The organism is Exiguobacterium sp. ZWU0009, assembly GCF_000798935.2.
In the GTDB taxonomy this organism is placed as follows: Bacteria; Bacillota; Bacilli; order Exiguobacteriales; family Exiguobacteriaceae; genus Exiguobacterium_A; species Exiguobacterium_A acetylicum.
Genome location: NZ_CP018057.1, coordinates 121,230 through 144,983, shown reverse-complemented (window position 1 = coordinate 144,983; position 23,754 = coordinate 121,230). Strand labels below are relative to the sequence as shown.

Genomic DNA, 23,754 nt, shown 5'->3' with positions numbered 1-23,754 from the left:
CTGCCCTTTTATGGCGAATCATTTAATGAGGATTAAACGAGTTCGATGATGACCATTTCTGCGCCGTCACCACGACGTGGTCCCATTTTCATGATGCGTGTGTAACCACCTTGACGCTCAGCAAAACGTGGAGCCACATCAGCGAATAATTTTTGGATCGCGTCTTGTGCTTTGCCCTCTGCGTTTTGACCAGCAGCTTCACGGCGAACGAACGATGCAACTTGACGACGAGCGTGGAGATCACCGCGTTTACCTAAAGTGATGAGTTTCTCTACGACTGGACGAAGTTCCTTCGCTTTTTGTTCTGTAGTTTGGATACGCTCATTGATGATGAGATCAGTCGCAAGGTCACGCAAAAGTGCCTTACGTTGTGAGCTTGTACGGCCTAATTTCGAGTATGCCATGGATGGATTCCCTCCTTCGTGCAATTAATAGTATTAGTCTTCTTTGCGCAAGCCTAGTCCGAGTTCGTCGAGTTTCGCTTGAACTTCCTCGAGTGATTTACGTCCGAGGTTACGGACTTTCATCATCTCGTCTTCGCTCTTGTTCGCGAGTTCTTGAACCGTGTTGATACCAGCGCGTTTCAAACAGTTGTACGAACGAACTGAGAGATCGAGTTCTTCGATCGTCATTTCGAGTACTTTTTCTTTTTGATCTTCTTCCTTTTCGACCATGATTTCAGCATGGAGCGCTTCGTCCGTAAGACCAACAAAGATGTTTAAGTGTTCTGTCATGATTTTCGCACCGAGTGACACTGCTTCTTCAGGGCGGATTGAACCGTCCGTCCAAACATCAAGCGTCAACTTATCGAAGCTCGCATCTTGACCGACACGTGTTTTTTCAACTTGATAATTTACACGTTGAATTGGCGTGTAAATCGAGTCGATTGGGATTACACCGATTGGCATATCGTCCCGTTTGTTATCTTCAGCCTGAACATATCCACGACCACGGCGTGCTGTTAGACGCATATGAAGTGATGCACCTTCTGCAAGCGTTGCGATGTGAAGTTCTGGGTTGAGGATTTCGACGTCGCTGTCATGCGTAATGTTCGCAGCAGTGACAACACCAGCGCCTTGAATATCGATCTCAAGCGTTTTCTCTTCTTCCGAGTACACTTTGAGGGCGAGTTTCTTAAGGTTCAAGATGATTTGGGTAACGTCTTCTACAACGCCATCAATCGTCGAGAACTCATGAAGAACGCCATCGATTTGGACTGCAGTGACTGCAGCACCCGGAAGTGAAGACAATAGGATACGACGCAATGAGTTACCAAGCGTTGTACCGAATCCACGCTCAAGCGGCTCAACTACGAATTTACCAAACGTAGCGTTCTCGCTTAACTCGATCGTTTCAATCTTCGGTTTTTCGATTTCGATCATCTGAACCCCTCCTTGAATATCGTCATGTTGGCCATCGCGTTCAATCGCCAACCGCCTTGTGTACGTTTCTACTGCCTTGCTTGGTCAAACGATCAACAAAAGTCTACTCGAATCCCCGCTCTGCAGTACAAGACGGGTTACACGCGACGACGTTTTGGAGGGCGGCAACCGTTGTGTGGTACTGGAGTAACGTCACGGATTGCAGTGACTTCGAGACCGATTGCTTGAAGAGCACGGATAGCTGCTTCACGACCTGCACCAGGACCTTTAACGTTAACTTCTACAGTACGCATACCGTTATCCATTGCTGTTTTAGCAGCTGTTTCAGATGCCATTTGTGCAGCGAAAGGAGTCGATTTACGTGAGCCTTTGAAGCCCATGTTACCTGCAGTTGCCCAAGAGATTGCATTCCCTTGCATATCAGTGATCGTAACGATCGTGTTGTTGAATGTTGAACGGATATGCACGATACCAGATTCAATATTCTTTTTGACTTTACGTTTACTACGAACGTTCTGTTTGCGTTTTGCCATCTTAGTTTACCCTCCCTTACTTCTTCTTGTTCGCTACTGTACGGCGTGGGCCTTTACGAGTACGCGAGTTGTTTTTAGTGTTTTGACCACGAACTGGAAGACCACGACGGTGACGAACACCACGGTAGCAACCGATTTCGATCAAACGTTTGATGTTGAGTGAGATTTCACGACGAAGGTCACCCTCAACTTTGATTTTGTCTAAACCATCACGAAGTTGGTTCAATTGTTCCTCAGTCAAGTCGCGAGTACGAGTATCTTCAGAGATACCAGTTTCTTTCAAGACTTTTTGAGCAGTCGTTTTACCAACACCATAGATGTAAGTGAGTGAGATGACGATGCGTTTCTCACGTGGAATATCTACACCAGCAATACGTGCCATGTGTGCACCTCCTTGTTTAATTACCCTTGTTTTTGTTTATGCTTAGGGTTTTCGCAAATAACCATTACTTTGCCTTTACGGCGGATAACTTTACATTTTTCACAGATCGGTTTAACCGAAGGTCTTACTTTCATTGTGAATACCTCCTCCTGAAAAAATCGGAGTTTTTATTTGAAACGGTATGTGATCCGTCCGCGAGTCAAGTCGTATGGTGACAACTCAACCGTTACTTTATCTCCTGGCAAGATCCGAATGAAGTGCATCCGAATTTTTCCTGAGACGTGCGCGAGGACCGTGTGGCCGTTTTCTAACTCCACCTTAAACATCGCGTTTGGAAGCGGCTCGATAACCGTACCTTCCACTTCGATTACATCTTGTTTCGCCATCAATTATACCCCTTTCTCTATAAAGTTGATTGGGAGCCCAGACGATTTGTAGCGCTAGGGGCTTTCTACAAGAGCCATTGAGAGATCATCGGTCACAAACACGAGTGGATACTGGCTTATAGAAAGGTGACACCAATAACGCGCACAGCTCACTCTGCATCGACCGTTAAGATCTCGTAGCCGTCGTCTGTGATGGCGATGGTGTGCTCAAAGTGGGCGCACATGCTACCGTCCACCGTCACTACCGTCCAATTGTCGGATAGTGTGCGAACATAGCGTTTCCCGACGTTGACCATTGGCTCAATTGCCAGTGTCATGCCGGTTTTCAGGCGCGGCCCTTTCCCCGGTGGTCCATAATGTGGAATTTGCGGATCTTCATGCAAATTTTGTCCCACGCCGTGGCCCACATATTCGCGGACTACAGAAAAATTCGCTGCTTCAACATGTGACTGAATCGCATGCGAAATATCTGTCAGGTGCACGCCAGCTTTGGCGCGCTCCAATCCTTTATACAGAGATTCTTCAGTTACGTCAAGTAACCGCTTCGTCTCTTCAGAGATTGTACCTACCGGATATGTCCAGGCTGAATCTCCGTGATACCCATTGTACTCTGCTCCGATGTCAATCGAGATGATGTCACCGTCCTGAAGTACACGATCTCCCGGAATACCATGGACAAGCTCTTCGTTCACGGAAGCACAGATGCTACCCGTGAAACCATTATACCCTTTAAACGATGGTGTTGCCCCTTGACTTCGAATATAGCGTTCAGCGATCGCGTCGAGTTGCCCCGTCGTGATACCTGGGCGAATGTGAGCTTGAAGCTCCTTATGCGTCCGGGCGACGATTTGTCCTGCTTTACGCATGATGTCGATTTCACGCGGCGCTTTCGTGATGATCATTACTGATCACCAAGGAGTGCCTGAACATCGGAATATACATCGTTGATTGGACGATCACCGTCCAAATTACGAAGATACCCTTTTTCTGCGTAAAAGTCAATCAAAGGTTGCGCTTGAGCGACGTTGACTTCCAAGCGACGACGTACTGTCTCCTCTTGGTCATCTTCACGTTGTACAAGTGCTGATCCGTCGATATCACAGATCCCCTCCACTTTTGGTGGGTTATAGAGAACATGATACGTTGCTCCGCAAGTTGGGCAAATCCGGCGACCTGTCAAACGAGGGACAAGTTTCTCCGGGTCTACACCGATGTGGATGACGTGATCAATTTGTTTGCCCAGATCTTCAAGTAATGCTTCAAGAGCATCTGCTTGTTTCACTGTGCGTGGGAAACCGTCAAGGAGAAAACCATTTGCACAGTCTTCTTTGGCGAGACGCTCACGTACGATGCCGATTGTGACTTCGTCCGGAACGAGTTCCCCTTTATCCATGTATGATTTCGCTTCTTGTCCGAGTGGCGTTGAATCTTTGATCGCCGCGCGGAACATGTCGCCTGTCGAGATATGGGGGATCGCATAGTCTTCGATGATTTTCGCAGCCTGCGTTCCTTTACCAGCACCCGGCAAACCCATCAATACTAGATTCATGTCGGTAGCCTCCACTTCTATAGCTCTATAGACACAACAGAAAGGAAAGGGATGGTCCCCTTCCTCCCGCCTTATCGGATAAAGCCTTTGTAGTGTCGTTTAACCAATTGGCTTTCAATCTGTTTCATCGTCTCTAGTCCTACACCGATGACGATCAACAAGCTCGTTCCACCAATCTGCACCGAGTTCGGTAAGCCAGCAAACTTAATAAAGAATGTCGGCGTCACCGCGATGACAGCGAGGAAGAGTGAACCGAAGAATGTCAGACGGTATAGAATCTTCGTGATGTACTGCTCCGTTTGCTTACCAGGACGAATACCAGGAATGTATCCGCCTTGTTTTTGAAGGTTCTCTGCCATTTGTTCCGGGTTCACCTGAACAAATGTGTAGAAGTACGAGAACGCGATGATCAGTGCCACATAGATCGACATACCGATTGGACTCGTGTAGTCGAAGATGTCACGGATCTTCGTTGCCGTTTCCGGACTTGCAAAGAAACTCGCAATCGTTGGTGGCGTCACCATGAACGACACCGCGAAGATGACTGGAATAACACCGGCAGCGTTCAATTTGATCGGCAAGTGTGCCGATTGACTGCCAACTGGTGTCCGGTTCACCGTACGCTTAGCGTACTGAATCGGAATCTTACGTGCAGCTTGCTGGACGTAGATGACTCCGACGATGACCGCGATGATGATTAAAAGCAAGAGTACGATATAAAGCACGTTTACAAACAAAGCATCCCCTGCATTTTGGAGCTTCGTTTCGTAAATCTGGCGGAATGCATTCGGGAAGCCCGCGACGATCCCAGCGAAGATGATCATTGATATCCCGTTACCAATGCCCTTCTCCGTGATGAGTTCACCGATGAACATCAAGAATGCTGTTCCCGCTGTCAATACGAGTGCAATCATAACGTATGTCCAGGTGCCGAACTGTTCGTCGACAAGACCTGGGTAGATACGGTTAAATCCAAGCGCGATTCCAAACGCTTGGACTAAGCCGAGTACGATCGTTCCATAGCGCGTTACCGTTGCTAACTTCTTACGGCCCGCCTCTCCTTGTTTTGCCCATTCGGCAAACTTTGGAACAACGTCCATCTGTAAGAGTTGGACAACGATCGAGGCCGTGATATACGGCATGATTCCCATCGCAAAGAGTGAGAAATTCTGCAAAGCATTCCCACCGAACGAGTTCAAGAAACCAAGAATACCATTCTGGTCGATCTTGAACACTTCCGTGTTTACCATCGGCACCGGGATATGTGCTCCGATCCGGAACACGATGACCAATGCCAAGGTAAAGAGAATGCGCCGACGAATGTCAGCTACGCGCCACATATTGGAGATCGCTTGAAACATTAGATCACCTCAACCGTACCGCCGGCAGCTTCGATCGCTTGCTTCGCAGCTTCGGAGAACTTATGAGCTTTAACTGTTAGTTTCTTTTCGATCTTACCGTTAGAAAGGATCTTAACGCCGTCTTTCATGCCTTTGACTGTACGAGTCTCGACAAGAAGTTCTGGAGTGATTTCAGTTCCTTCTTCAAAACGGTTGAGTGTGTCAAGGTTAATGACCGCGAACTCTTTACGAGTTGGGTTGTTGAAGCCGCGTTTTGGTAAACGACGGTAAAGTGGGTTTTGTCCACCTTCGAAACCTGGACGAACACCACCGCCTGAACGAGCTTTTTGACCTTTGTGACCACGGCCAGAAGTCTTACCGTTACCAGAAGACATACCGCGACCTACACGGTTGCGTTCTGAACGTGAACCAGCAGCTGGTTTCAATTCATGGAGTTTCATAGTGGGGCACCTCCTCATAAAATTATATCGAACTATTACTCTTGAATTTCTTTTACTGTCACTAAGTGTGACACGTGGTTAATCATCCCACGCATAGCAGCGTTGTCAGGTACGACAACAGTCTGGTGCATCTTACGGAGACCAAGCGTACGAGTAGTAACGCGTTGGTTCTCCGGACGACCGATCATGCTGCGTGTGAGGGTAACTGCGAGTTTCGCCATCTGTTTTCCCTCCCTTTCTTAACCGCGAAGTTCTTCGACGGTTTTACCGCGGAGTTTCGCAACTTCTTCAGCACGTTTGAGTGATGTGAGACCTTCGACAGTCGCACGAACCATGTTGATTGGAGTGCTTGATCCAAGTGATTTTGAAAGAATGTCGTTGATTCCCGCTAATTCGAGAACCGCACGAACTGGACCACCAGCGATGACTCCAGTACCTTCAGAAGCAGGCTTCAAGAAGACGTGACCTGCACCGAATACACCGTTGACTTCGTGTGGAATTGTTGTGTTAACGATTGGAACGTTAACCATGTTTTTCTTAGCATCTTCGATTGCTTTACGGATCGCTTCAGGCACTTCCTGAGCTTTACCCGTACCGAAACCTACGTGACCATTCTTGTCACCAACGACGACGAGTGCAGCAAAACGGAAGCGACGGCCACCTTTTACTACTTTCGCGACGCGGTTTACGGTAACAACGCGTTCTTCGAGTTGATCCATGTTAATTTCTAACTGGCGCATGTAGAGGTTCCCTCCTTTTCTATTAGAATTTGAGACCAGCTTCACGAGCTGCTTCAGCTACAGCTTTGATACGTCCATGATAGAGATATCCTCCACGGTCGAAAACGACTGTTTCAATACCCTTTTCAAGAGCGCGCTCAGCTGCAAGCTTACCAACTGCTGTTGCAGCGTCAGTCGTGTTGCCTTTTTCAAGGTCGAGTGATGATGCAGATGCGAGTGTTGCATGTGTTGCATCGTCAATGACTTGTACGTAAATGTTCTTGTTCGAACGGAATACGTTCATACGTGGACGTGTTGCAGTCCCGATGATTGTACGACGGACACGACCATGACGTTTTTTACGCGTAGCGTTTTTATCTGCCTTTGAGATCATTTATGCCACTCCTTTCCGGTCAATTCGCATTTGCGAATTACTTACCTGTTTTACCTTCTTTACGACGAACGACTTCATCACTGTAACGAATACCTTTACCTTTGTACGGCTCAGGCTGACGGTACGAACGGATCAATGCAGCGACGTGACCAACACGTTCTTTGCTGATTCCGCGAACGATGAGTTGCGTATTCGTAGGAACTTCGACTTCGATGCCTTGTTCCGGAGTGTACTCGATTGGGTGTGAGTAACCGAGGTTGAGTACGATTTTGTTACCTTGCTTTTGTGCACGGTAACCAACACCTTGGATATCGAGTGTCTTAGCGAAACCGTTGTTTACACCTTCGACCATGTTCGCGATAAGCGCACGAGTCGTTCCGTGGATCGTACGGCTTGCTTTCTCGTCGTTCGGACGAGTGACAGTCAATTCATTACCTTCTACGTTGATCGCCATAGCTGGGCTGAACTCGCGTGTGAGTTCCCCTTTAGGACCTTTTACCGTAACCGTGTTGTTTTCAACTGTTACTGTAACGCCTGCTGGGATGACGACTGGCTTTTTACCAATACGTGACATTTAAGACACCTCCGTTCTTTTTATGCGTGTATTACCAGATGTATGCGATCACTTCGCCGCCGACTTTTTGTTGGCGAGCTTCTTTGTCAGTCATTACACCTTTAGATGTTGAAACGATAGCGATTCCGAGACCACCGAGTACTTTCGGGATTTCATCAGCTTTCGCGTAAACGCGAAGACCTGGTTTCGAGATACGTTTGAGTCCAGTGATGACGCGCTCGTTGCTTGCGCCGTATTTAAGGAATACGCGGAGCGTACCTTGTTTGCTGTCCTCGAGATATTCAACATCGCGGATGAAACCTTCACGTTTGAGGATTTCAGCGACTTCACGTTTGATTGTAGAAGCTGGCATTTCCAACTTCTCATGGCGAACCATGTTTGCATTACGAATGCGTGTAAGCATATCTGCAATCGGATCTGTCATAACCATGCGATGTACCTCCTTTCACAACTTTAATGAATTACCAGCTTGCTTTTTTAACACCAGGGATTTGACCTTTATGAGCAAGATCACGGAACTTAATACGGCTGATACCGAATTTACCAATGTAACCGTGTGGACGGCCAGTGATACTACAACGGTTGTGTAAACGAACCGCTGAAGAGTTACGTGGGAGTTTGCTCAAGCCGATGTAGTCGCCTTGTGCTTTCAATTCTGCGCGTTTTTCAGCGTAGCGCTCAACGAGTGCTTGACGTTTTACTTCACGTGCGATCATTGATTTCTTAGCCATGTTGTCGACCTCCCTTATTTTTGGAATGGCATGCCGAGTGCTGTGAGAAGCTCACGTGACTCTTCATCCGTGTTAGCAGTAGTTACGATAACGATGTCCATACCACGGACTTTCGATACGCGATCGTAGTCGATCTCTGGGAAGATCAATTGTTCCTTCACGCCTAGCGTGTAGTTACCACGGCCATCGAAAGATTTTTTCGATACGCCACGGAAGTCACGTACACGTGGAAGTGACACGTTGATCAACTTGTCGAGGAATTCGTACATGCGCTCGCCACGAAGTGTAACCTTCGCACCGATTGGCATACCTTCACGAAGTTTGAAACCAGCGATTGATTTCTTAGCTTTCGTGATGAGTGGCTTCTGACCAGTGAGGAGCTGAAGCTCTTCAACTGCCATGTCAAGTGCCTTAGAGTTCGTAACAGCGTCACCAACACCCATGTTGATTACGATTTTATCGACTTTCGGCGCTTGCATTACAGAACTGTAATTGAATTTCTCCATCATTACTTTGACGATTTCGTCTTGGTATTTAGCTTTTAAACGGTTCATCAGAAAGTGGACCTCCTTTCTTTAAATCTTCTTATTTATCTAAAGCTTCGCCCGATTTTTTAGCGATACGTACTTTCTTGCCGTCAACCACAGTGAAACCAACGCGTGTTGGGTTACCTGTCTTAGGGTCGATGAGCATAACGTTCGATACGTGAATCGGTGCTTCTTTCTCGACAATTCCGCCTTGCGGGTTGAGTTGAGAAGGTTTTGAGTGTTTTTTGATCATGTTAACGCCTTCGACGATTACGCGATCTTTTTTAGGCATAGCTGTAAGGACAACGCCTTGTTTGCCTTTGTCTTTACCAGTCATCACCTGAACTTTATCACCTTTTTTGACATGCATCGTTAGAGCACCTCCTTGTAGGAATTCTTTGGAATTAAAGTACTTCCGGTGCCAACGAGACGATCTTCATGAAGTCTTTTTCACGAAGTTCGCGTGCGACTGGTCCGAAGATACGTGTGCCACGTGGGCTTTTGTCATCTTTGATGATGACTGCTGCGTTTTCGTCAAAACGGATGTACGAACCGTCTTTACGACGAACGCCACGTTTAGTACGAACGACTACTGCGCGTACAACTTCACCTTTTTTGACAACGCCACCTGGTGTTGCTTGTTTTACTGTACAAACAATAACGTCACCAATGTTAGCAGTTTTACGACCAGAACCACCGAGGACTTTGATCGTCAAGACTTCACGAGCTCCTGAGTTGTCTGCTACTTTTAAGCGAGATTCTTGTTGAATCATACGATTGTACCTCCCTCCGGATGTTTATTCACCCGAACTAATTAGAGTTTAGATGATTACTGCTTCTTCAATGACTTCTACGAGACGGAAACGTTTGTCCTTAGATAATGGACGTGTTTCTTGAATGCGTACAACATCACCGATTTTAGCTGTGTTGTTTTCATCATGCGCTTTGTACTTTTTAGAGTAGTTTACGCGTTTGCCGTAAAGCTTGTGCTTTACTTTTGTTTCAACTGTAACTACGATCGTTTTGTCCATTTTGTCAGAAACGACGCGTCCAGTTAACACTTTGCGGTTGTTAGTGCGTTCCATTGAGTGTTCCTCCTCTCAGAATCCGAGTGAATTATGCGTTGTTGATGCCGAGTTCGCGTTCACGAAGAACGGTTTTCGCGCGTGCAATCGACTTGCGCACTTCACGGATACGAGCAGGGTTCTCAAGCTGACCAGTCGCGAGTTGGAAACGAAGGTTGAACAACTCTTCTTTCCACGAACCGACTTTACCGTTAAGCTCTTCAGTTGTTTGCTGACGGAGATCAGTTGCTTTCATTCGTATCACCACCATTTTCTTCACGTTTTACGAACTTACATTTTACTGGAAGTTTGTGTGATGCAAGACGGAGAGCTTCGCGTGCGATCTCTTCCGATACTCCTGCGATTTCGAACATTACTTTACCCGGTTTGACGACTGCTACCCAGCCCTCCGGAGCACCTTTACCTGAACCCATTCGGACTTCAAGAGGTTTTTTAGTGTATGGCTTGTGTGGGAAGATCTTGATCCACACTTTACCACCACGTTTCATATAACGAGTCATCGCGATACGCGCTGATTCGATTTGACGGCTAGTGATCCAGCTAGCTTCTTGAGCTTGGATACCGAACTCGCCGAAGTGTACTGTAGTACCACGTTTCGCTTTACCACGCATGTTGCCGCGGTGAACACGACGATATTTTACACGTTTTGGTAACAACATGTTGTGTTGCCTCCTTCCCTAGACGGATGTGGATTATTCTTCGTTTGCTGCTGCTTTTTTCGTAGGAAGCACTTCACCGTGGTGGAGCCATACTTTTACGCCAATTTTGCCGTAAGTTGTATCAGCTTCTGCAGTACCGTAATCGATGTCTGCACGGAGTGTATGAAGTGGAACTGTTCCTTCCGAATACTTCTCAGAACGAGCGATATCAGCGCCACCAAGACGACCAGAAACTTCAGTCTTGATTCCTTTGATACCAGAACGCATTGAGCGTTGGATTGATTGCTTCATAGCACGACGGAACGATACGCGACCTTCAAGTTGGCGAGCGATGTTCTCAGCGACGAGCTTAGCAACTGCATCCGGGTTTTTCACTTCAACGACGTTAACGTGAACGCGTTTGCCTTTTGCAAGGTTAGTGATGTCTTTACGAAGTGTTTCGATTTCAGAACCGCCTTTACCGATAACCATACCAGGCTTAGCAGTGTGAAGTGAGATGTTCAAGCGGTTAGCTGCGCGCTCGATTTCTACTTTAGAGACACTAGCGTCTTTAAGACGTTTTTCGATATATTCACGAACTACGTAGTCTTCATGAAGGAGATCAGCATAGTCTTTATCTGCGAACCAACGTGATTCCCAGTCTTTGATGATACCTACGCGAAGACCAGTTGGGTTAATCTTCTGACCCACGGTAATCCCTCCTTATTTTTCAGATACCACGATGTGAACGTGGCTCGTACGTTTGTTGATGCGGCTTGCGCGACCCATTGCACGTGGGCGGAAACGTTTGAGCGTTGGACCTTCGTTTACGTAAGCCTCAGTGACTACGAGGTTTTCGATGTTCATGTCGAAGTTGTGCTCAGCGTTCGCGATTGCCGATTTCAATACTTTCTCAACGATTGGCGTTGCTGCCTTGTTCGTGTAAGCAAGAATCGAAAGTGCTTCGCCGATTTGCTTCCCGCGGATTAAGTCTACTACGAGACGTGCCTTACGAGGAGCAATGCGAACCATATTAGCCGATGCTTTTGATTGCATAATGAGTACCTCCCCTCAGATTAACGTTTCGTTTTCTTATCGTTTCCAGCATGTCCTTTGTAAGAACGTGTTGGAGCGAATTCACCAAGTTTGTGACCGACCATATCTTCTGTCACGTAAACCGGTACGTGTTTACGACCATCGTAGACAGCGATCGTGTGACCGATGAACTCTGGGAAGATTGTCGAGCGGCGTGACCAAGTTTTGATGACATGTTTGTCACCAGCTTCGTTGGCTTTATCAACCTTAGCGAGCAGATGGTGATCTGCGAATGGACCTTTTTTCAAGCTGCGACCCATAGTTGTACCTCCCTTTGGCATGATTCAGGAACGGTTCCTACGAACCGTCCAGAAATCATGTAATTATTTTTTAGAACGACGGACGATATATTTATCGCTCGCTTTGTTTTTCTTACGAGTTTTGTATCCGAGTGCCGGTTTACCCCAAGGAGTAAGTGGGCCCGAACGACCGATTGGAGCACGTCCTTCACCACCACCGTGTGGGTGATCGACTGGGTTCATGACAGAACCACGAACTGTAGGACGTTTTCCGAGCCAGCGTGAACGACCAGCTTTACCGATATTGACGAGCTCGTGCTCTTCATTACCGACAGCGCCGACTGTTGCACGGCAAGTAGCAAGGATCATACGAGTTTCGCCTGATTGAAGACGAACGATCGCGTATTTACCATCTTTACCGAGAAGCTGAGCAGAAGTACCAGCTGCGCGAACGAGCTGACCACCTTTACCTGGCTTAAGTTCGATGTTGTGGATCAACGTACCGACTGGGATGTTTGAAAGTGGAAGAGCATTACCGACTTTAATGTCAGCTTCTGGTCCAGCCATGACTTGCATGTCTACTTTCAAGCCTTTCGGTGCGAGGATGTAGCGTTTTTCACCATCGATGTAGTGGATCAATGCGATGTTAGCAGAGCGGTTTGGATCGTACTCAATTGTAGCGACACGACCAGCGATGCCATCCTTGTTCCGTTTGAAGTCGATGATACGATATTTACGTTTGTGTCCGCCACCTTGGTGACGTACTGTCAAGCGACCTTGGTTGTTACGTCCGCCCTTTTTCGAAAGCTTTTCAGTTAACGATTTTTCAGGACGTGAAGCCGTAATCTCAGCAAAGTCAAGTGCAGTCATATTACGACGACCGTTAGTGGTCGGTTTAAACTTTTTAATTCCCATCGAGAGTTCCCTCCTTTTCTACAGAGTTCCGATTAACCGAGGTAATCGAGTTCTTTGCTATCTGCAGTAAGCGTGACGACCGCTTTTTTGCGGCGTGCTGTGTAACCAGCGTGACGACCTACGCGTTTTGCTTTTGGTTTTGAGATCAATGTATTGACTTTGTCAACTTTCACTCCGAAGATCGCTTCAACTGCATCTTTGATTTGAGCCTTAGATGCCTTCACGTCTACTTCGAATGTGTACTTTTTCTCAGCCATTTGGTTTACTGAACGTTCAGTAATGACAGGACGTTTGATAATGTCGTGTGTGTGTGCCATTATGCAAGCACCTCCTCTACTCTCGCAACAGCGTCCTTCGTAATGATGACTTTGTCATGAGCGACAAGATCAAGGACGTTTACACCTGCAGCGTCAACGACTGTGACACCTGGGATGTTGCGTGTTGAAAGAACGACTGACTCGTTGTAATCAGCAGTAACGACGAGAACTTTACGTTCGATTGAAAGAGCAGCGAATACTGCGATCATGTCCTTAGTTTTAGGAGCATCGATTGTCAATCCTTCAAGAACGATGAACTCGTTGTTAGCGACTTTCGAAGAAAGTGCTGAACGAAGTGCGAGACGACGAACCTTTTTAGGAAGTTTGTAAGCGTACGAACGTGGTGTTGGACCGAAGACTGTTCCACCGCCAACCCATTGTGGCGAACGGATCGAACCTTGGCGTGCACGACCAGTACCTTTTTGTTTCCATGGTTTACGGCCGCCACCGCGAACTTCCGAGCGACCTTTTGTATCATGTGTACCTTGGCGACGTGAAGCTTGTTGCATGACGATTGCATCGTATACGACTGCTTCATTTGGCTCGATTCCGAAAACGGCATCTGCGAGCTCGATGTCTCCAACTTGTGTACCTGTTTGGTTAAGCAAAGCTACTTTAGGCATTCGTTATTCCTCCTTTCCTTGCAAACGGATTAGTTGCCTTTAACCGCAGTTTTGATGACAACTTGGCTCTTACGTGCGCCTGGGATAGCACCCTTGACGAGGAGTAAGCCGCGTTCTGCATCAACTTTTACGATTTCAAGGTTTTGAACAGTGATTTGCTCTCCACCCATGCGTCCAGGGAGCAATTTCCCTTTGAATACACGGTTAGGAGCAACAGGACCCATTGAACCTGGGCGACGGTGGTAACGCGAACCGTGAGCCATTGGACCACGTGATTGGTTGTGACGCTTGATTGCACCAGCGAAACCTTTACCTTTCGACGTACCTGTTACATCAACCATTTCGCCTGCAGCGAAAGTATCTGCTTTAATCTCTTGACCGATTTCGAAATCTGCTACTGATGTACGGATTTCTTTAATGAAGCGCTTAGGTGTCGCGTTTGCTTTCGCAGCGTGACCTTTTTGCGGTTTGTTTTGACGACCTTCTTTGATATCACCAAAGCCGAGTTGTACTGCTTCGTAACCGTCAACTTCCGTTGTTTTTAATTGAAGAACAACGTTACCTTCGACTGAAACGACAGTAACAGGGACGACTTCGCCTGACTCGTTGAAGATTTGTGTCATACCGAGTTTAGTTCCTAAGATTCCTTTAGCCATGAGATACACCTCCTAATATTGAATGATTTTGATCTTCTGGCTAGTATCAACTATCTATAGAAGAAAAATTAAAGTTTGATTTCGATGTCAACGCCCGATGGAAGTTCGAGACGCATAAGCGCATCAACAGTTTTCGGTGTTGGGTTAACGATGTCGATCAAACGTTTGTGTGTACGCATTTCGAACTGCTCACGAGCATCTTTGTACTTGTGAACGGCACGAAGTACTGTGTAGACCGCTTTCTCCGTTGGGAGTGGGATCGGACCAGATACAGTAGCACCTGAACGTTTTGCTGTGTCGACAATTTTCTCAGCCGATTGATCAAGCACGCGGTGATCGTATGCTTTCAAACGGATCCGAATTTTTTCATTTGCCATGTTATTTCCCTCCTTTTCGCCTATTTTGTAAATAGACATTCTCCGCGGAAATTTCCACACTAGCCATGGCAATGCCGCCTGGTGTGTCATAACCTCCCGCTTCATCGCGTTGTGTTTGTGACCAACATATTCTATCATACTGAATCACCAGCAAGAATGCAAGCACTAATAAAATAGAATATGTATTCAAGTCTCTCACCACTCGCACAAACACTTTCCTCAGTATATAAGATGTCAGACCATGTTGCAAGACTGTTTTCAAAGAAATGAAAAAAGGTCTTCCGCCACGGGAGACGGAAGACCTTTGTCTTAAAAATTACTCAACGATTTCTGTAACTGATCCAGCGCCTACTGTACGGCCACCTTCACGGATTGAGAAACGAGTTTCTTTTTCAAGAGCGATTGGTGCGATGAGTTCAACAGTCATTTCGATGTTGTCCCCAGGCATAACCATTTCAGTACCTTCTGGAAGTTGAACCATACCAGTTACGTCAGTTGTACGGAAGTAGAACTGCGGGCGGTAGTTCGCGAAGAATGGCGTGTGACGGCCACCCTCTTCTTTAGAAAGAACGTAAACTTGCGCTTTGAACTTTTTGTGTGGTGTGATTGTGTTTGGTTTCGCGAGAACTTGTCCACGCTCGATGTCGTCACGTGATACACCACGGAGAAGAGCACCGATGTTGTCGCCAGCTTCAGCATAGTCAAGAAGCTTACGGAACATCTCTACACCAGTACATACTGATTTTTTAGTTTCTTCGTGAAGACCAACGATTTCGATCTCGTCGTTGACTTTAAGAACTCCACGCTCAACGCGGCCAGTAGCAACTGTACCACGACCAGTGATTGAGAAGACATCCTCAACTGGCATCATGAAGTCTTTTTCAGTGTCACGAGTTGGTTCTGGGATGTACTCATCGACAGCTGCCATGAGTTCCATGATTTTTTCTTCCCATTTAGCTTCGCCGTTAAGCGCGCCAAGAGCAGAACCTTGGATAACTGGGAGGTCATCACCTGGGAAGTCGTACTCAGAAAGAAGCTCACGGATTTCCATTTCGACGAGCTCAAGAAGCTCTTCGTCGTCAACCATGTCAACTTTGTTCATGAATACTACGATGAAAGGAACACCTACTTGACGTGAAAGCAAGATGTGCTCACGTGTTTGTGGCATTGGACCATCTGTTGCAGAAACAACGAGGATCGCGCCGTCCATTTGTGCAGCACCAGTGATCATGTTTTTAACATAGTCAGCGTGACCTGGGCAGTCAACGTGTGCATAGTGGCGTTTTTCTGTTTCGTACTCGATGTGAGCTGTTGCGATTGTGATACCGCGCTCGCGCTCTTCTGGAGCACCATCGATTTGGTCAAACTTAGTTGCAGCTTTACCTTGTGCTTTTGCAAGTACAGCTGAGATAGCTGCTGTTAAAGTTGTTTTACCGTGGTCGACGTGGCCGATTGTACCAACGTTAACGTGCGGTTTAGAACGGTCGAATTTTTCCTTACCCATTCTGAATTCCTCCTCTATGTGTCTAATAATTTTTTATAACTAGGAAGGTGAGTCGTAAGATAACGTACACCTTCCTTAGCTTACACTAATCATAAAAGCGTGACAACCTGTGAAGGATTAGCCGTTCGCTTTTTTGATGATTTCTTCCGCAACTGATTTCGGTACTTCTTCGTAGTGATCGAAGTGCATCGAGTACGTTCCGCGACCTTGTGTGCGTGAACGAAGACCAGTAGCGTATCCAAACATTTCAGAAAGTGGAATCATTGAACGGACAACTTGAGCGTTACCGCGTGCTTCCATACCTTCTACGCGACCACGGCGTGATGTAACATCACCCATGATGTCTCCCATGTATTCGTCTGGGATAACGATTTCAACTTTCATCATTGGCTCAAGGATAACAGCGCCGCTCTTATCTTTAAGTTGTTTGACTGCCATTGAAGCCGCAACTTTAAATGCCATCTCGTTTGAGTCGACATCGTGGTACGATCCGAAGACGAGTGAAGCTTTTACGTCAACGACTGGGTAACCAGCAAGGATACCGTTTTGAAGTGCTTCTTCGATTCCGTGCTCAACCGCTGGGATGTATTCACGTGGAACAACACCACCGACGATTTTGTTGTTGAACTCGAAGCCAGCGCCTTCTTCGTTCGGCTCGAATTCTACGACGACGTGACCATACTGACCACGACCACCAGATTGACGAGCGAACTTCGAATCGATCTTCGCCGCTTGGCGGATCGTTTCACGGTAAGCTACTTGTGGAGCACCAACGTTTGCTTCGACTTTGAACTCGCGACGCATACGGTCAACGATGATGTCGAGGTGAAGCTCACCCATACCTGAGATGATCGTTTGACCAGTCTCTGGGTTTGTTTCAGTGCGGAACGTTGGATCCTCTTCAGCAAGCTTAGCGAGGGCTTGACCCATTTTATCTTGGTCAGCTTTCGTTTTTGGTTCGATAGCGACCGAGATAACTGGTTCTGGGAATGTCATTGACTCGAGAACGACGTTGTCTTTCTCTGCACAAAGCGTATCTCCAGTAGTCGTATCTTTCAAACCTACAGCTGCAGCGATGTCACCCGCGTATACCATCGGGATCTCTTCACGGCTGTTTGCGTGCATTTGAAGGATACGTCCAAGACGCTCACGTTTGCCTTTTGTTGAGTTTTTAACGTACGATCCTGCCGAAGCTGTACCAGAGTACACACGGAAGAATGTAAGTTTACCGACGTAAGGGTCAGTCATGACTTTGAACGCGAGTGCAGAGAATGGTGCTTCGTCCGAAGACTCACGCACGATTTCTTCATCCGTATCCATGTCGATACCTGAGATCGCTTTTACGTCGATTGGTGATGGGAGGTAATCGAGAACTGCGTCAAGCATAAGCTGAACACCTTTGTTCTTGAATGCCGAACCTACGAGTACAGGATAGAAGTCAACTGTCAGAGTTGCTTTACGGATAGCCGCTTTCAACTCGTCGATTGTGATTTCTTCACCCTCGAGGTATTTCATCATCAATTCTTCTTCATAATCCGCAACTGCTTCGATCAATGATCCACGGAGTTCTTCAGCTTGATCAGCGAGATCAGCTGGGAAACCGTCAGTCACTTCGATGTCAGTTCCGAGATCGTTACCGTACATATATGTTTTCTGTTCGACGAGGTCGATGATTCCTTTGAATTCATCTTCCGCACCGATTGGAAGTTGGATCGCGTGTGCGTTCGCTTGAAGGCGTTCGCGAAGCGTTCCGACCGAGTACAAGAAGTCTGCACCGATTTTATCCATTTTGTTAACGAAAACGATACGTGGTACGCCGTAAGTTGTAGCTTGGCGCCATACTGTCTCAGTTTGTGGCTCAACACCAGACTGAGCGTCAAGTACTGCTACCGCACCATCAAGTACGCGAAGTGAACGTTCAACCTCAACTGTGAAGTCTACGTGTCCAGGTGTATCGATGATGTTTACGCGGTTACCTTTCCATTGAGCAGTTGTTGCTGCCGATGTAATCGTGATCCCACGCTCTTGCTCTTGCTCCATCCAGTCCATTTGTGAAGCACCTTCGTGCGTTTCACCAATCTTGTGGATACGACCCGTGTAATACAGAATACGCTCAGTCGTTGTTGTTTTACCAGCATCGATGTGAGCCATGATCCCGATGTTACGAGTGTTCTTAAGGGAGAATTCTCTTGCCATCTTTAAACATTCTCCTTTCGCATTTTAGTTTAGTGGTCGTGTGTTGCCACACGTCATGACTATACCCGAAAGCCACCTCATAATTCCATTAAAAATGGCATGCATGAGGTGGTGATTTTCGGAATTACCAGCGGTAGTGAGCAAACGCTTTGTTCGCTTCCGCCATTTTGTGCATATCTTCGCGCTTCTTAACAGAAGCACCAGTGTTGTTTGCAGCGTCCATGATTTCGTTAGCAAGGCGCGCATCCATAGTTTTTTCGTTACGGAGACGTGAGTAGTTCACGAGGTAACGAAGTGCGAGTGTCGTACGACGCTCTGGGCGAACTTCGACAGGAACTTGATAGTTAGCTCCACCTACACGGCGTGCTTTAACTTCAAGAACTGGCATGATGTTGTTCATCGCTTCTTCAAAGACTTCCATTGCATCGCGACCTGAACGTTCAGCGATAGTTTCGAAAGCTTTGTATAAGATTTGTTGAGCAGTACCTTTTTTACCATCTAACATAAGACGGTTGATAAGGCGGGTAACGAGTTTAGAGTTGTAGATCGGATCAGCCATTACATCACGACGTTCTGCTTGACCTTTACGTGGCATTCCGAGTCCCTCCTTTCATATAGTGAGGTGATATCTTAAGATATCTAGATTATTTTTTAACTTTAGGACGTTTCGTACCGTATTTCGAACGACCTTGCATACGGCCGTCAACACCAGCTGTATCAAGCGCACCACGAACGATGTGGTAACGTACCCCTGGTAAGTCTTTTACGCGGCCGCCGCGGATAAGAACAACACTGTGCTCTTGAAGGTTGTGGCCGATACCTGGGATGTAAGCTGTTACTTCCATTGTGTTCGTCAAACGTACACGTGCGTATTTACGAAGAGCCGAGTTCGGTTTCTTCGGAGTCATTGTACCTACACGAGTACAAACACCACGTTTTTGTGGTGAGCTGATGTCAGTACGAGCTTTAATGAAGCTGTTGTACCCTTTGTTCAGCGCTGGCGAATCTGATTTCACAACTTTTGATTGACGTCCTTTACGGACTAATTGGTTGATAGTAGGCATCTTTGAGATCCTCCCTTCCTGAATTCATGACAAATTTCAAAACCACCGAGCCGGGTGGTTCATCGAAAGTCATAATGAAACGTTTTGCGTGGCTCAGGCATTCCATCGCCACACAAAACGCATTATCAAACTTTCTTAATTGCAACAGCGGTTGCTGCGACATCGATTCCACAAGCTTTTCCAAGCTCTTGCTTAGAAGGAACATTCACGACTGGAACGTTAGCTTGTTTCGCCGCATCGAGCAATGCTTGTTTTACGTGTTCATCTGCGTCATCCGCAATGATCACTTCCGACGCCTTGCCAGATCGCAATGCTTTGAGCGTTTGCTTTTGACCGACAAACTTCAAATCTGCGCCGACTACTTTTTTGTAAGACATGAAGATATCCTCCAAAATAACACAGCCGGTTGGCAACACTATATCATAGTAGCACCGCCATACCGGCGTGTCAAGGCGTTTTATTCTACCGGAGAATCGGCTTCTACAGGTGCTTCGCCAGCTACTTCGAGATCGATCTGACGGTAACGTGCCATCCCAGTACCAGCTGGAACCAACTTACCGATGATGACGTTCTCTTTCAAGCCGCGAAGGTAGTCGCTCTTCCCTTTAATCGCTGCATCCGTAAGGACACGAGTCGTTTCTTGGAACGACGCAGCCGATAGGAATGAATCTGTTTCAAGTGACGCTTTCGTGATACCGAGAAGAACTGGTTTCGCCGAAGCGAGAGCTTTCCCGTTACGGAGCGCTTCTTTACAAGCTTCCTTGAACGTGCTGATATCGACGAGCGAACCTGGTAAGAGTGAAGTCTCACCAGACTCGATGACACGTACGCGACGGATCATTTGGCGAACCATGACCTCGACGTGTTTGTCACCGATCTCAACCCCTTGCATCCGGTATACTTTTTGAACTTCTTGGAGCAAGTAGTTCTGAACGCCGGATACACCTTTAACGTTCAAGAGTTCTTTCGGATCGATCGAACCTTCCGTGAAGACTTGACCGGCTTTGACCTCGTCCCCGAGCTGAACACGTAGACGCGAACCGAATGGGATCGTGTATGTGCGTGTTTCGCTGAGTCCTTGGACCGTCAATTCACGTTTGTCACGCGATTCCGTGAAGTCGATGACTTGACCATCGATTTCCGAAATGACCGCTTGACCTTTCGGGTTACGCGCTTCGAACAACTCTTGGATACGCGGAAGACCTTGTGTGATATCATCCCCGGCAACCCCACCTGTGTGGAAGGTACGCATTGTAAGCTGCGTTCCTGGCTCACCGATTGATTGTGCCGCAATGATACCGACAGCTTCGCCGACTTCGACGTCGTTGCCTGTTGCCAAGTTACGTCCGTAACATTTCTTACAGACACCATGGCTTGTGTTACATGTGAAGGCAGTACGGATCTCAACGTTATCGACACCAGCATCAGTGATGACACGAGCGATGTCTTCATCGATGAGTTCGTTCGTTGAAACGAGGACTTCTCCTGTTTCTGGGTGAACGACGTTTTCGAATGCAGTACGTCCGACGAGGCGGTCGTAGAGGCTTTCGATCTCTTCCGTTCCTTCACGGAGTGCTGTGACGCGGATACCACGATCCGTTCCACAATCATCTTCACGGATGATGACGTCTTGAGCAACGTCAACGAGACGACGAGTCAGGTAACCTGAGTCAGCCGTTTTCAAGGCTGTATCGGCAAGACCTTTACGTGCACCGTGTGTCGAGATGAAGTATTCCTGTACCGTTAGACCCTCACGGAACGATGATTTGATCGGGAGCTCGATGATCCGTCCACTTGGAGCGGCCATGAGTCCACGCATACCAGCGAGCTGCGTGAAGTTCGACGCGTTACCACGGGCACCGGAGTCACTCATCATGAAGATCGGGTTAAGACGGTTGAGGGATTTCATCAGACGAGACTGAATTTCATCCTTCGCATCATTCCACGATTTAACGACACGCTCATAGCGCTCGTCTTCTGTGATGAGACCACGACGGTACGATTTCATGACGCGGTCGACATTGTCCTGCGCTTCAACAAGAATCTCTTGTTTGTCCGGAAGAACGATGATGTCCGCGATCCCTACCGTGATACCGGCACGAGTCGAGTGTTTGAATCCGAGGTTTTTCATGCGGTCGAGCATGCGGCTTGTTTCTGTCGTCTCAAACCGTTTGAAGACTTCCGCGATGACATTTCCAAGGAATCCTTTTTTGAACGGGTCGATGATCGGACGGTTCTTCAGTTCTGCCGCGACATCTGTTCCTTTTTCAAGGAAGTACTTGTCTGGCGTCGCTTCTTGAAGGTTCGTCATCGTTGGTTCGTTCAAGTAAGGGAACGTCGTTGGGAGGATCTCGTTGAAGATCAACTTACCGACTGTTGTAATCAATAATTTCTCGTTTTGCTCTTCCGTGAATGTCGGGTTCTTGAGAACGCCGGCTGGAATCGCAACACGTGTATGGAAGTGCGCATAACCGTTTTGGTAAGCGATGAGCGCTTCGTTCACTGTCGAGAAGATTTTACCTTCGCCGATCGCGTTTTCGCGCTCGAGCGTGAGGTAGTAGTTACCGAGGACCATATCCTGCGATGGTGTAACAACAGGTTTACCGTCTTTCGGGTTCAAGATGTTTTGTGCAGCGAGCATGAGAAGACGCGCTTCTGCTTGTGCTTCTGCCGAAAGTGGTACGTGAACCGCCATTTGGTCACCATCGAAATCGGCGTTGTAAGCCGTACATACGAGTGGGTGAAGGCGAATCGCGCGTCCTTCGACGAGCGTTGGTTCGAACGCCTGGATACCGAGACGGTGAAGTGTCGGTGCACGGTTCAAGAGAACCGGATGCTCACGGATGACTTCTTCGAGGACATCCCAGATTTCAGGTTGAACGCGCTCGATTTTCCGTTTCGCACTCTTGATGTTCGGTGCGATGCCACGAGAGACGAGTTCTTTCATGACGAACGGTTTGAAGAGCTCAAGGGCCATTTCTTTTGGAAGACCACATTGATACATCTTCAGGTTTGGACCAACGACGATAACCGAACGACCAGAGTAGTCGACACGTTTACCGAGCAAGTTTTGACGGAAACGTCCTTGTTTCCCTTTCAACATATGTGAAAGTGATTTAAGTGGACGGTTACCTGGTCCAGTGACTGGACGACCGCGACGACCGTTATCGATCAAAGCATCGACTGCTTCTTGAAGCATCCGTTTTTCATTCTGAACGATGATGTTCGGAGCGCCAAGGTCAAGAAGACGCTTGAGACGGTTGTTACGGTTGATGACGCGGCGGTACAAGTCGTTCAAGTCAGACGTTGCGAAACGTCCGCCATCGAGTTGAACCATCGGACGAAGTTCCGGTGGGATGACTGGAAGTACTTCAAGCACCATCCATTCTGGATTGTTGCCTGAGTTACGGAACGCATCGAGAACTTCAAGGCGTTTGATCGCACGAGTACGACGTTGTCCTTGAATCATACGAAGCTCTTCACGTAATGCAGCGACTTCTTTATCGAGTTCTACGTCACGGAGCAATTTACGAACTGCTTCCGCACCCATTTCAGCAGTGAACGAACGACCGAACTTCTCACGATAGGCACGGTATTCTTTCTCTGAAAGGAGTTGTTTCTTCTCAAGTGTCGATTCGCCTGGATCTGTGACGACGTACGACGCGAAGTAGATGATCTCTTCTAACGCACGCGGTGACATGTCGAGGACGAGTCCCATACGGCTAGGAATTCCTTTGAAGTACCAGATGTGCGAAACCGGTGCTGCGAGCTCGATGTGACCCATGCGCTCACGACGGACTTTCGACTTCGTGACTTCAACGCCACAGCGGTCACAAATGATTCCTTTATAGCGGATCCGTTTGTATTTACCACAGTAACATTCCCAGTCTTTCGTTGGACCAAAGATACGTTCACAGAACAAACCGTCTTTCTCCGGTTTGAGTGTACGATAGTTGATCGTCTCCGGCTTTTTCACTTCCCCGAAAGACCATGAACGGATCTTTTCGGGGGAAGCGAGGCCGATTTGCATATATTCAAATCTATTAACATCTACCAAGGGGTGGACC

36 protein-coding genes are annotated in these 23,754 nt (G+C 47.4%); all 36 read right to left on the bottom strand.

Annotated features, from left to right (window positions below; translation table 11 throughout):
• Positions 1 to 32: 32 nt before the first annotated feature.
• A complete protein-coding gene (rplQ, locus tag L985_RS00865) occupies positions 33 to 404 on the bottom strand; it encodes a 50S ribosomal protein L17 (RefSeq protein WP_023466649.1) in 372 nt (123 codons plus the stop codon).
• Between the two features lie 33 nt (positions 405 to 437).
• Positions 438 to 1,382, bottom strand: coding sequence for a DNA-directed RNA polymerase subunit alpha (locus tag L985_RS00860; protein ID WP_023466648.1), 945 nt, complete (start codon positions 1,380 to 1,382; stop codon positions 438 to 440).
• A 137-nt stretch (positions 1,383 to 1,519) separates the two neighbouring features.
• Positions 1,520 to 1,915, bottom strand: coding sequence for a 30S ribosomal protein S11 (gene rpsK, locus L985_RS00855; RefSeq protein ID WP_023466647.1), 396 nt, complete (start codon positions 1,913 to 1,915; stop codon positions 1,520 to 1,522).
• Between the two features lie 16 nt (positions 1,916 to 1,931).
• On the bottom strand, positions 1,932 to 2,297 hold the full coding sequence (rpsM, locus tag L985_RS00850; protein WP_023466646.1) for a 30S ribosomal protein S13: 366 nt from the start codon (positions 2,295 to 2,297) through the stop codon (positions 1,932 to 1,934).
• A 20-nt stretch (positions 2,298 to 2,317) separates the two neighbouring features.
• Positions 2,318 to 2,431: a 50S ribosomal protein L36 gene (rpmJ, locus tag L985_RS00845; RefSeq protein WP_003156543.1), complete on the bottom strand. Its 114-nt coding sequence runs from the start codon at positions 2,429 to 2,431 to the stop codon at positions 2,318 to 2,320.
• Between the two features lie 33 nt (positions 2,432 to 2,464).
• Entirely contained in the window at positions 2,465 to 2,683 is a 219-nt protein-coding gene (infA, locus tag L985_RS00840) for a translation initiation factor IF-1 (RefSeq protein ID WP_012369032.1), read from the bottom strand.
• 149 nt (positions 2,684 to 2,832) lie between these two features.
• On the bottom strand, positions 2,833 to 3,585 hold the full coding sequence (gene map, locus L985_RS00835; RefSeq protein WP_023466644.1) for a type I methionyl aminopeptidase: 753 nt from the start codon (positions 3,583 to 3,585) through the stop codon (positions 2,833 to 2,835).
• Positions 3,585 to 4,232 (bottom strand): adenylate kinase, encoded by a 648-nt coding sequence (locus L985_RS00830; protein ID WP_023466643.1) that lies wholly within the window; start codon positions 4,230 to 4,232, stop codon positions 3,585 to 3,587. The genes map and L985_RS00830 overlap by 1 nt, the downstream gene beginning before the upstream one ends.
• Before the next feature lie 71 nt (positions 4,233 to 4,303).
• On the bottom strand, positions 4,304 to 5,593 hold the full coding sequence (gene secY / locus L985_RS00825) for a preprotein translocase subunit SecY (protein WP_047390605.1): 1,290 nt from the start codon (positions 5,591 to 5,593) through the stop codon (positions 4,304 to 4,306).
• On the bottom strand, positions 5,593 to 6,033 hold the full coding sequence (gene rplO, locus L985_RS00820; protein ID WP_047390602.1) for a 50S ribosomal protein L15: 441 nt from the start codon (positions 6,031 to 6,033) through the stop codon (positions 5,593 to 5,595). Before rplO ends, secY begins: the two co-directional genes overlap by 1 nt.
• A gap of 35 nt (positions 6,034 to 6,068) precedes the next feature.
• A complete protein-coding gene (gene rpmD, locus L985_RS00815; RefSeq protein ID WP_023466640.1) occupies positions 6,069 to 6,254 on the bottom strand; it encodes a 50S ribosomal protein L30 in 186 nt (61 codons plus the stop codon).
• 18 nt (positions 6,255 to 6,272) lie between these two features.
• Positions 6,273 to 6,773 (bottom strand): 30S ribosomal protein S5, encoded by a 501-nt coding sequence (gene rpsE, locus L985_RS00810; protein WP_023466639.1) that lies wholly within the window; start codon positions 6,771 to 6,773, stop codon positions 6,273 to 6,275.
• 22 nt (positions 6,774 to 6,795) lie between these two features.
• On the bottom strand, positions 6,796 to 7,146 hold the full coding sequence (gene rplR / locus L985_RS00805; protein ID WP_029343092.1) for a 50S ribosomal protein L18: 351 nt from the start codon (positions 7,144 to 7,146) through the stop codon (positions 6,796 to 6,798).
• 37 nt (positions 7,147 to 7,183) lie between these two features.
• On the bottom strand, positions 7,184 to 7,720 hold the full coding sequence (rplF, locus tag L985_RS00800) for a 50S ribosomal protein L6 (RefSeq protein WP_029343091.1): 537 nt from the start codon (positions 7,718 to 7,720) through the stop codon (positions 7,184 to 7,186).
• A gap of 31 nt (positions 7,721 to 7,751) precedes the next feature.
• Positions 7,752 to 8,150: a 30S ribosomal protein S8 gene (gene rpsH / locus L985_RS00795; protein ID WP_012369023.1), complete on the bottom strand. Its 399-nt coding sequence runs from the start codon at positions 8,148 to 8,150 to the stop codon at positions 7,752 to 7,754.
• 31 nt (positions 8,151 to 8,181) lie between these two features.
• Positions 8,182 to 8,451 carry a 30S ribosomal protein S14 gene (gene rpsN / locus L985_RS00790; protein ID WP_023466636.1) on the bottom strand — a complete coding sequence of 90 codons (270 nt, stop codon included), beginning with the start codon at positions 8,449 to 8,451 and terminating at the stop codon, positions 8,182 to 8,184.
• Positions 8,452 to 8,465: 14 nt separating this feature from the next.
• Entirely contained in the window at positions 8,466 to 9,005 is a 540-nt protein-coding gene (rplE, locus tag L985_RS00785) for a 50S ribosomal protein L5 (RefSeq protein ID WP_023466635.1), read from the bottom strand.
• A 31-nt stretch (positions 9,006 to 9,036) separates the two neighbouring features.
• The gene (rplX, locus tag L985_RS00780) at positions 9,037 to 9,348 is read right to left on the bottom strand and encodes a 50S ribosomal protein L24 (RefSeq protein WP_012369020.1); all 312 of its coding nucleotides are present in this window, start codon (positions 9,346 to 9,348) and stop codon (positions 9,037 to 9,039) included.
• Positions 9,349 to 9,382: 34 nt separating this feature from the next.
• Positions 9,383 to 9,751, bottom strand: coding sequence for a 50S ribosomal protein L14 (rplN, locus tag L985_RS00775; protein WP_012369019.1), 369 nt, complete (start codon positions 9,749 to 9,751; stop codon positions 9,383 to 9,385).
• A gap of 48 nt (positions 9,752 to 9,799) precedes the next feature.
• Positions 9,800 to 10,063, bottom strand: a complete 264-nt coding sequence (rpsQ, locus tag L985_RS00770) for a 30S ribosomal protein S17 (RefSeq protein WP_023466634.1) — start codon at positions 10,061 to 10,063, stop codon at positions 9,800 to 9,802.
• 31 nt (positions 10,064 to 10,094) lie between these two features.
• On the bottom strand, positions 10,095 to 10,298 hold the full coding sequence (gene rpmC, locus L985_RS00765) for a 50S ribosomal protein L29 (RefSeq protein ID WP_012369017.1): 204 nt from the start codon (positions 10,296 to 10,298) through the stop codon (positions 10,095 to 10,097).
• Entirely contained in the window at positions 10,285 to 10,722 is a 438-nt protein-coding gene (rplP, locus tag L985_RS00760) for a 50S ribosomal protein L16 (protein ID WP_012369016.1), read from the bottom strand. Before rplP ends, rpmC begins: the two co-directional genes overlap by 14 nt.
• Before the next feature lie 33 nt (positions 10,723 to 10,755).
• On the bottom strand, positions 10,756 to 11,412 hold the full coding sequence (gene rpsC / locus L985_RS00755) for a 30S ribosomal protein S3 (RefSeq protein WP_023466633.1): 657 nt from the start codon (positions 11,410 to 11,412) through the stop codon (positions 10,756 to 10,758).
• A 12-nt stretch (positions 11,413 to 11,424) separates the two neighbouring features.
• Positions 11,425 to 11,757, bottom strand: a complete 333-nt coding sequence (gene rplV, locus L985_RS00750; RefSeq protein WP_012369014.1) for a 50S ribosomal protein L22 — start codon at positions 11,755 to 11,757, stop codon at positions 11,425 to 11,427.
• A gap of 20 nt (positions 11,758 to 11,777) precedes the next feature.
• Complete coding sequence (gene rpsS / locus L985_RS00745; protein WP_012369013.1) at positions 11,778 to 12,056, bottom strand: 30S ribosomal protein S19; 279 nt, start codon at positions 12,054 to 12,056, stop codon at positions 11,778 to 11,780.
• Positions 12,057 to 12,119: 63 nt separating this feature from the next.
• A complete protein-coding gene (rplB, locus tag L985_RS00740; RefSeq protein ID WP_023466632.1) occupies positions 12,120 to 12,950 on the bottom strand; it encodes a 50S ribosomal protein L2 in 831 nt (276 codons plus the stop codon).
• Between the two features lie 32 nt (positions 12,951 to 12,982).
• The gene (gene rplW, locus L985_RS00735; RefSeq protein WP_047390592.1) at positions 12,983 to 13,267 is read right to left on the bottom strand and encodes a 50S ribosomal protein L23; all 285 of its coding nucleotides are present in this window, start codon (positions 13,265 to 13,267) and stop codon (positions 12,983 to 12,985) included.
• Entirely contained in the window at positions 13,267 to 13,890 is a 624-nt protein-coding gene (gene rplD, locus L985_RS00730) for a 50S ribosomal protein L4 (RefSeq protein WP_023466630.1), read from the bottom strand. Before rplD ends, rplW begins: the two co-directional genes overlap by 1 nt.
• 29 nt (positions 13,891 to 13,919) lie before the next feature.
• Positions 13,920 to 14,546 carry a 50S ribosomal protein L3 gene (gene rplC / locus L985_RS00725; RefSeq protein ID WP_023466629.1) on the bottom strand — a complete coding sequence of 209 codons (627 nt, stop codon included), beginning with the start codon at positions 14,544 to 14,546 and terminating at the stop codon, positions 13,920 to 13,922.
• A 68-nt stretch (positions 14,547 to 14,614) separates the two neighbouring features.
• A complete protein-coding gene (gene rpsJ, locus L985_RS00720; RefSeq protein ID WP_029343090.1) occupies positions 14,615 to 14,923 on the bottom strand; it encodes a 30S ribosomal protein S10 in 309 nt (102 codons plus the stop codon).
• 316 nt (positions 14,924 to 15,239) lie between these two features.
• Positions 15,240 to 16,427, bottom strand: a complete 1,188-nt coding sequence (gene tuf / locus L985_RS00710) for an elongation factor Tu (RefSeq protein WP_023466627.1) — start codon at positions 16,425 to 16,427, stop codon at positions 15,240 to 15,242.
• Positions 16,428 to 16,544: 117 nt separating this feature from the next.
• A complete protein-coding gene (gene fusA / locus L985_RS00705; RefSeq protein ID WP_029343088.1) occupies positions 16,545 to 18,623 on the bottom strand; it encodes an elongation factor G in 2,079 nt (692 codons plus the stop codon).
• A gap of 124 nt (positions 18,624 to 18,747) precedes the next feature.
• Entirely contained in the window at positions 18,748 to 19,218 is a 471-nt protein-coding gene (gene rpsG, locus L985_RS00700) for a 30S ribosomal protein S7 (protein WP_023466623.1), read from the bottom strand.
• A gap of 49 nt (positions 19,219 to 19,267) precedes the next feature.
• Positions 19,268 to 19,687: a 30S ribosomal protein S12 gene (rpsL, locus tag L985_RS00695; RefSeq protein ID WP_023466621.1), complete on the bottom strand. Its 420-nt coding sequence runs from the start codon at positions 19,685 to 19,687 to the stop codon at positions 19,268 to 19,270.
• Positions 19,688 to 19,812: 125 nt separating this feature from the next.
• Positions 19,813 to 20,064: a ribosomal L7Ae/L30e/S12e/Gadd45 family protein gene (locus L985_RS00690; protein ID WP_023466620.1), complete on the bottom strand. Its 252-nt coding sequence runs from the start codon at positions 20,062 to 20,064 to the stop codon at positions 19,813 to 19,815.
• Positions 20,065 to 20,144: 80 nt separating this feature from the next.
• Positions 20,145 to 23,744, bottom strand: a complete 3,600-nt coding sequence (gene rpoC / locus L985_RS00685; protein ID WP_047390588.1) for a DNA-directed RNA polymerase subunit beta' — start codon at positions 23,742 to 23,744, stop codon at positions 20,145 to 20,147.
• Positions 23,745 to 23,754: the final 10 nt, after the last annotated feature.

Coding starts and splice junctions, on each gene's coding strand:
- rplQ (WP_023466649.1), bottom strand. CDS start 404: ATGGCATACTCGAAATTAGGCCGTACAAGCTCACAACGTAAGGCACTT.
- L985_RS00860 (WP_023466648.1), bottom strand. CDS start 1,382: ATGATCGAAATCGAAAAACCGAAGATTGAAACGATCGAGTTAAGCGAG.
- rpsK (WP_023466647.1), bottom strand. CDS start 1,915: ATGGCAAAACGCAAACAGAACGTTCGTAGTAAACGTAAAGTCAAAAAG.
- rpsM (WP_023466646.1), bottom strand. CDS start 2,297: ATGGCACGTATTGCTGGTGTAGATATTCCACGTGAGAAACGCATCGTC.
- rpmJ (WP_003156543.1), bottom strand. CDS start 2,431: ATGAAAGTAAGACCTTCGGTTAAACCGATCTGTGAAAAATGTAAAGTT.
- infA (WP_012369032.1), bottom strand. CDS start 2,683: ATGGCGAAACAAGATGTAATCGAAGTGGAAGGTACGGTTATCGAGCCG.
- map (WP_023466644.1), bottom strand. CDS start 3,585: ATGATCATCACGAAAGCGCCGCGTGAAATCGACATCATGCGTAAAGCA.
- L985_RS00830 (WP_023466643.1), bottom strand. CDS start 4,232: ATGAATCTAGTATTGATGGGTTTGCCGGGTGCTGGTAAAGGAACGCAG.
- secY (WP_047390605.1), bottom strand. CDS start 5,593: ATGTTTCAAGCGATCTCCAATATGTGGCGCGTAGCTGACATTCGTCGG.
- rplO (WP_047390602.1), bottom strand. CDS start 6,033: ATGAAACTCCATGAATTGAAACCAGCTGCTGGTTCACGTTCAGAACGC.
- rpmD (WP_023466640.1), bottom strand. CDS start 6,254: ATGGCGAAACTCGCAGTTACCCTCACACGCAGCATGATCGGTCGTCCG.
- rpsE (WP_023466639.1), bottom strand. CDS start 6,773: ATGCGCCAGTTAGAAATTAACATGGATCAACTCGAAGAACGCGTTGTT.
- rplR (WP_029343092.1), bottom strand. CDS start 7,146: ATGATCTCAAAGGCAGATAAAAACGCTACGCGTAAAAAACGTCATGGT.
- rplF (WP_029343091.1), bottom strand. CDS start 7,720: ATGTCACGTATTGGTAAAAAGCCAGTCGTCATCCCAGCAGGCGTTACA.
- rpsH (WP_012369023.1), bottom strand. CDS start 8,150: ATGGTTATGACAGATCCGATTGCAGATATGCTTACACGCATTCGTAAT.
- rpsN (WP_023466636.1), bottom strand. CDS start 8,451: ATGGCTAAGAAATCAATGATCGCACGTGAAGTAAAACGTCAAGCACTC.
- rplE (WP_023466635.1), bottom strand. CDS start 9,005: ATGAACCGTTTAAAAGCTAAATACCAAGACGAAATCGTCAAAGTAATG.
- rplX (WP_012369020.1), bottom strand. CDS start 9,348: ATGCATGTCAAAAAAGGTGATAAAGTTCAGGTGATGACTGGTAAAGAC.
- rplN (WP_012369019.1), bottom strand. CDS start 9,751: ATGATTCAACAAGAATCTCGCTTAAAAGTAGCAGACAACTCAGGAGCT.
- rpsQ (WP_023466634.1), bottom strand. CDS start 10,063: ATGGAACGCACTAACAACCGCAAAGTGTTAACTGGACGCGTCGTTTCT.
- rpmC (WP_012369017.1), bottom strand. CDS start 10,298: ATGAAAGCAACTGATCTCCGTCAGCAAACAACTGAAGAGCTTAACGGT.
- rplP (WP_012369016.1), bottom strand. CDS start 10,722: ATGTTGTTACCAAAACGTGTAAAATATCGTCGTGTTCACCGCGGCAAC.
- rplV (WP_012369014.1), bottom strand. CDS start 11,757: ATGCAATCAAAAGCATCGGCTAATATGGTTCGCATTGCTCCTCGTAAG.
- rpsS (WP_012369013.1), bottom strand. CDS start 12,056: ATGGGTCGCAGCTTGAAAAAAGGTCCATTCGCAGATCACCATCTGCTC.
- rplB (WP_023466632.1), bottom strand. CDS start 12,950: ATGGGAATTAAAAAGTTTAAACCGACCACTAACGGTCGTCGTAATATG.
- rplW (WP_047390592.1), bottom strand. CDS start 13,267: ATGGCACACACACACGACATTATCAAACGTCCTGTCATTACTGAACGT.
- rplD (WP_023466630.1), bottom strand. CDS start 13,890: ATGCCTAAAGTAGCTTTGCTTAACCAAACAGGTACACAAGTTGGAGAC.
- rplC (WP_023466629.1), bottom strand. CDS start 14,546: ATGGCTAAAGGAATCTTAGGAACTAAACTCGGTATGACACAAATCTTC.
- rpsJ (WP_029343090.1), bottom strand. CDS start 14,923: ATGGCAAATGAAAAAATTCGGATCCGTTTGAAAGCATACGATCACCGC.
- tuf (WP_023466627.1), bottom strand. CDS start 16,427: ATGGGTAAGGAAAAATTCGACCGTTCTAAACCGCACGTTAACGTTGGT.
- fusA (WP_029343088.1), bottom strand. CDS start 18,623: ATGGCAAGAGAATTCTCCCTTAAGAACACTCGTAACATCGGGATCATG.
- rpsG (WP_023466623.1), bottom strand. CDS start 19,218: ATGCCACGTAAAGGTCAAGCAGAACGTCGTGATGTAATGGCTGATCCG.
- rpsL (WP_023466621.1), bottom strand. CDS start 19,687: ATGCCTACTATCAACCAATTAGTCCGTAAAGGACGTCAATCAAAAGTT.
- L985_RS00690 (WP_023466620.1), bottom strand. CDS start 20,064: ATGTCTTACAAAAAAGTAGTCGGCGCAGATTTGAAGTTTGTCGGTCAA.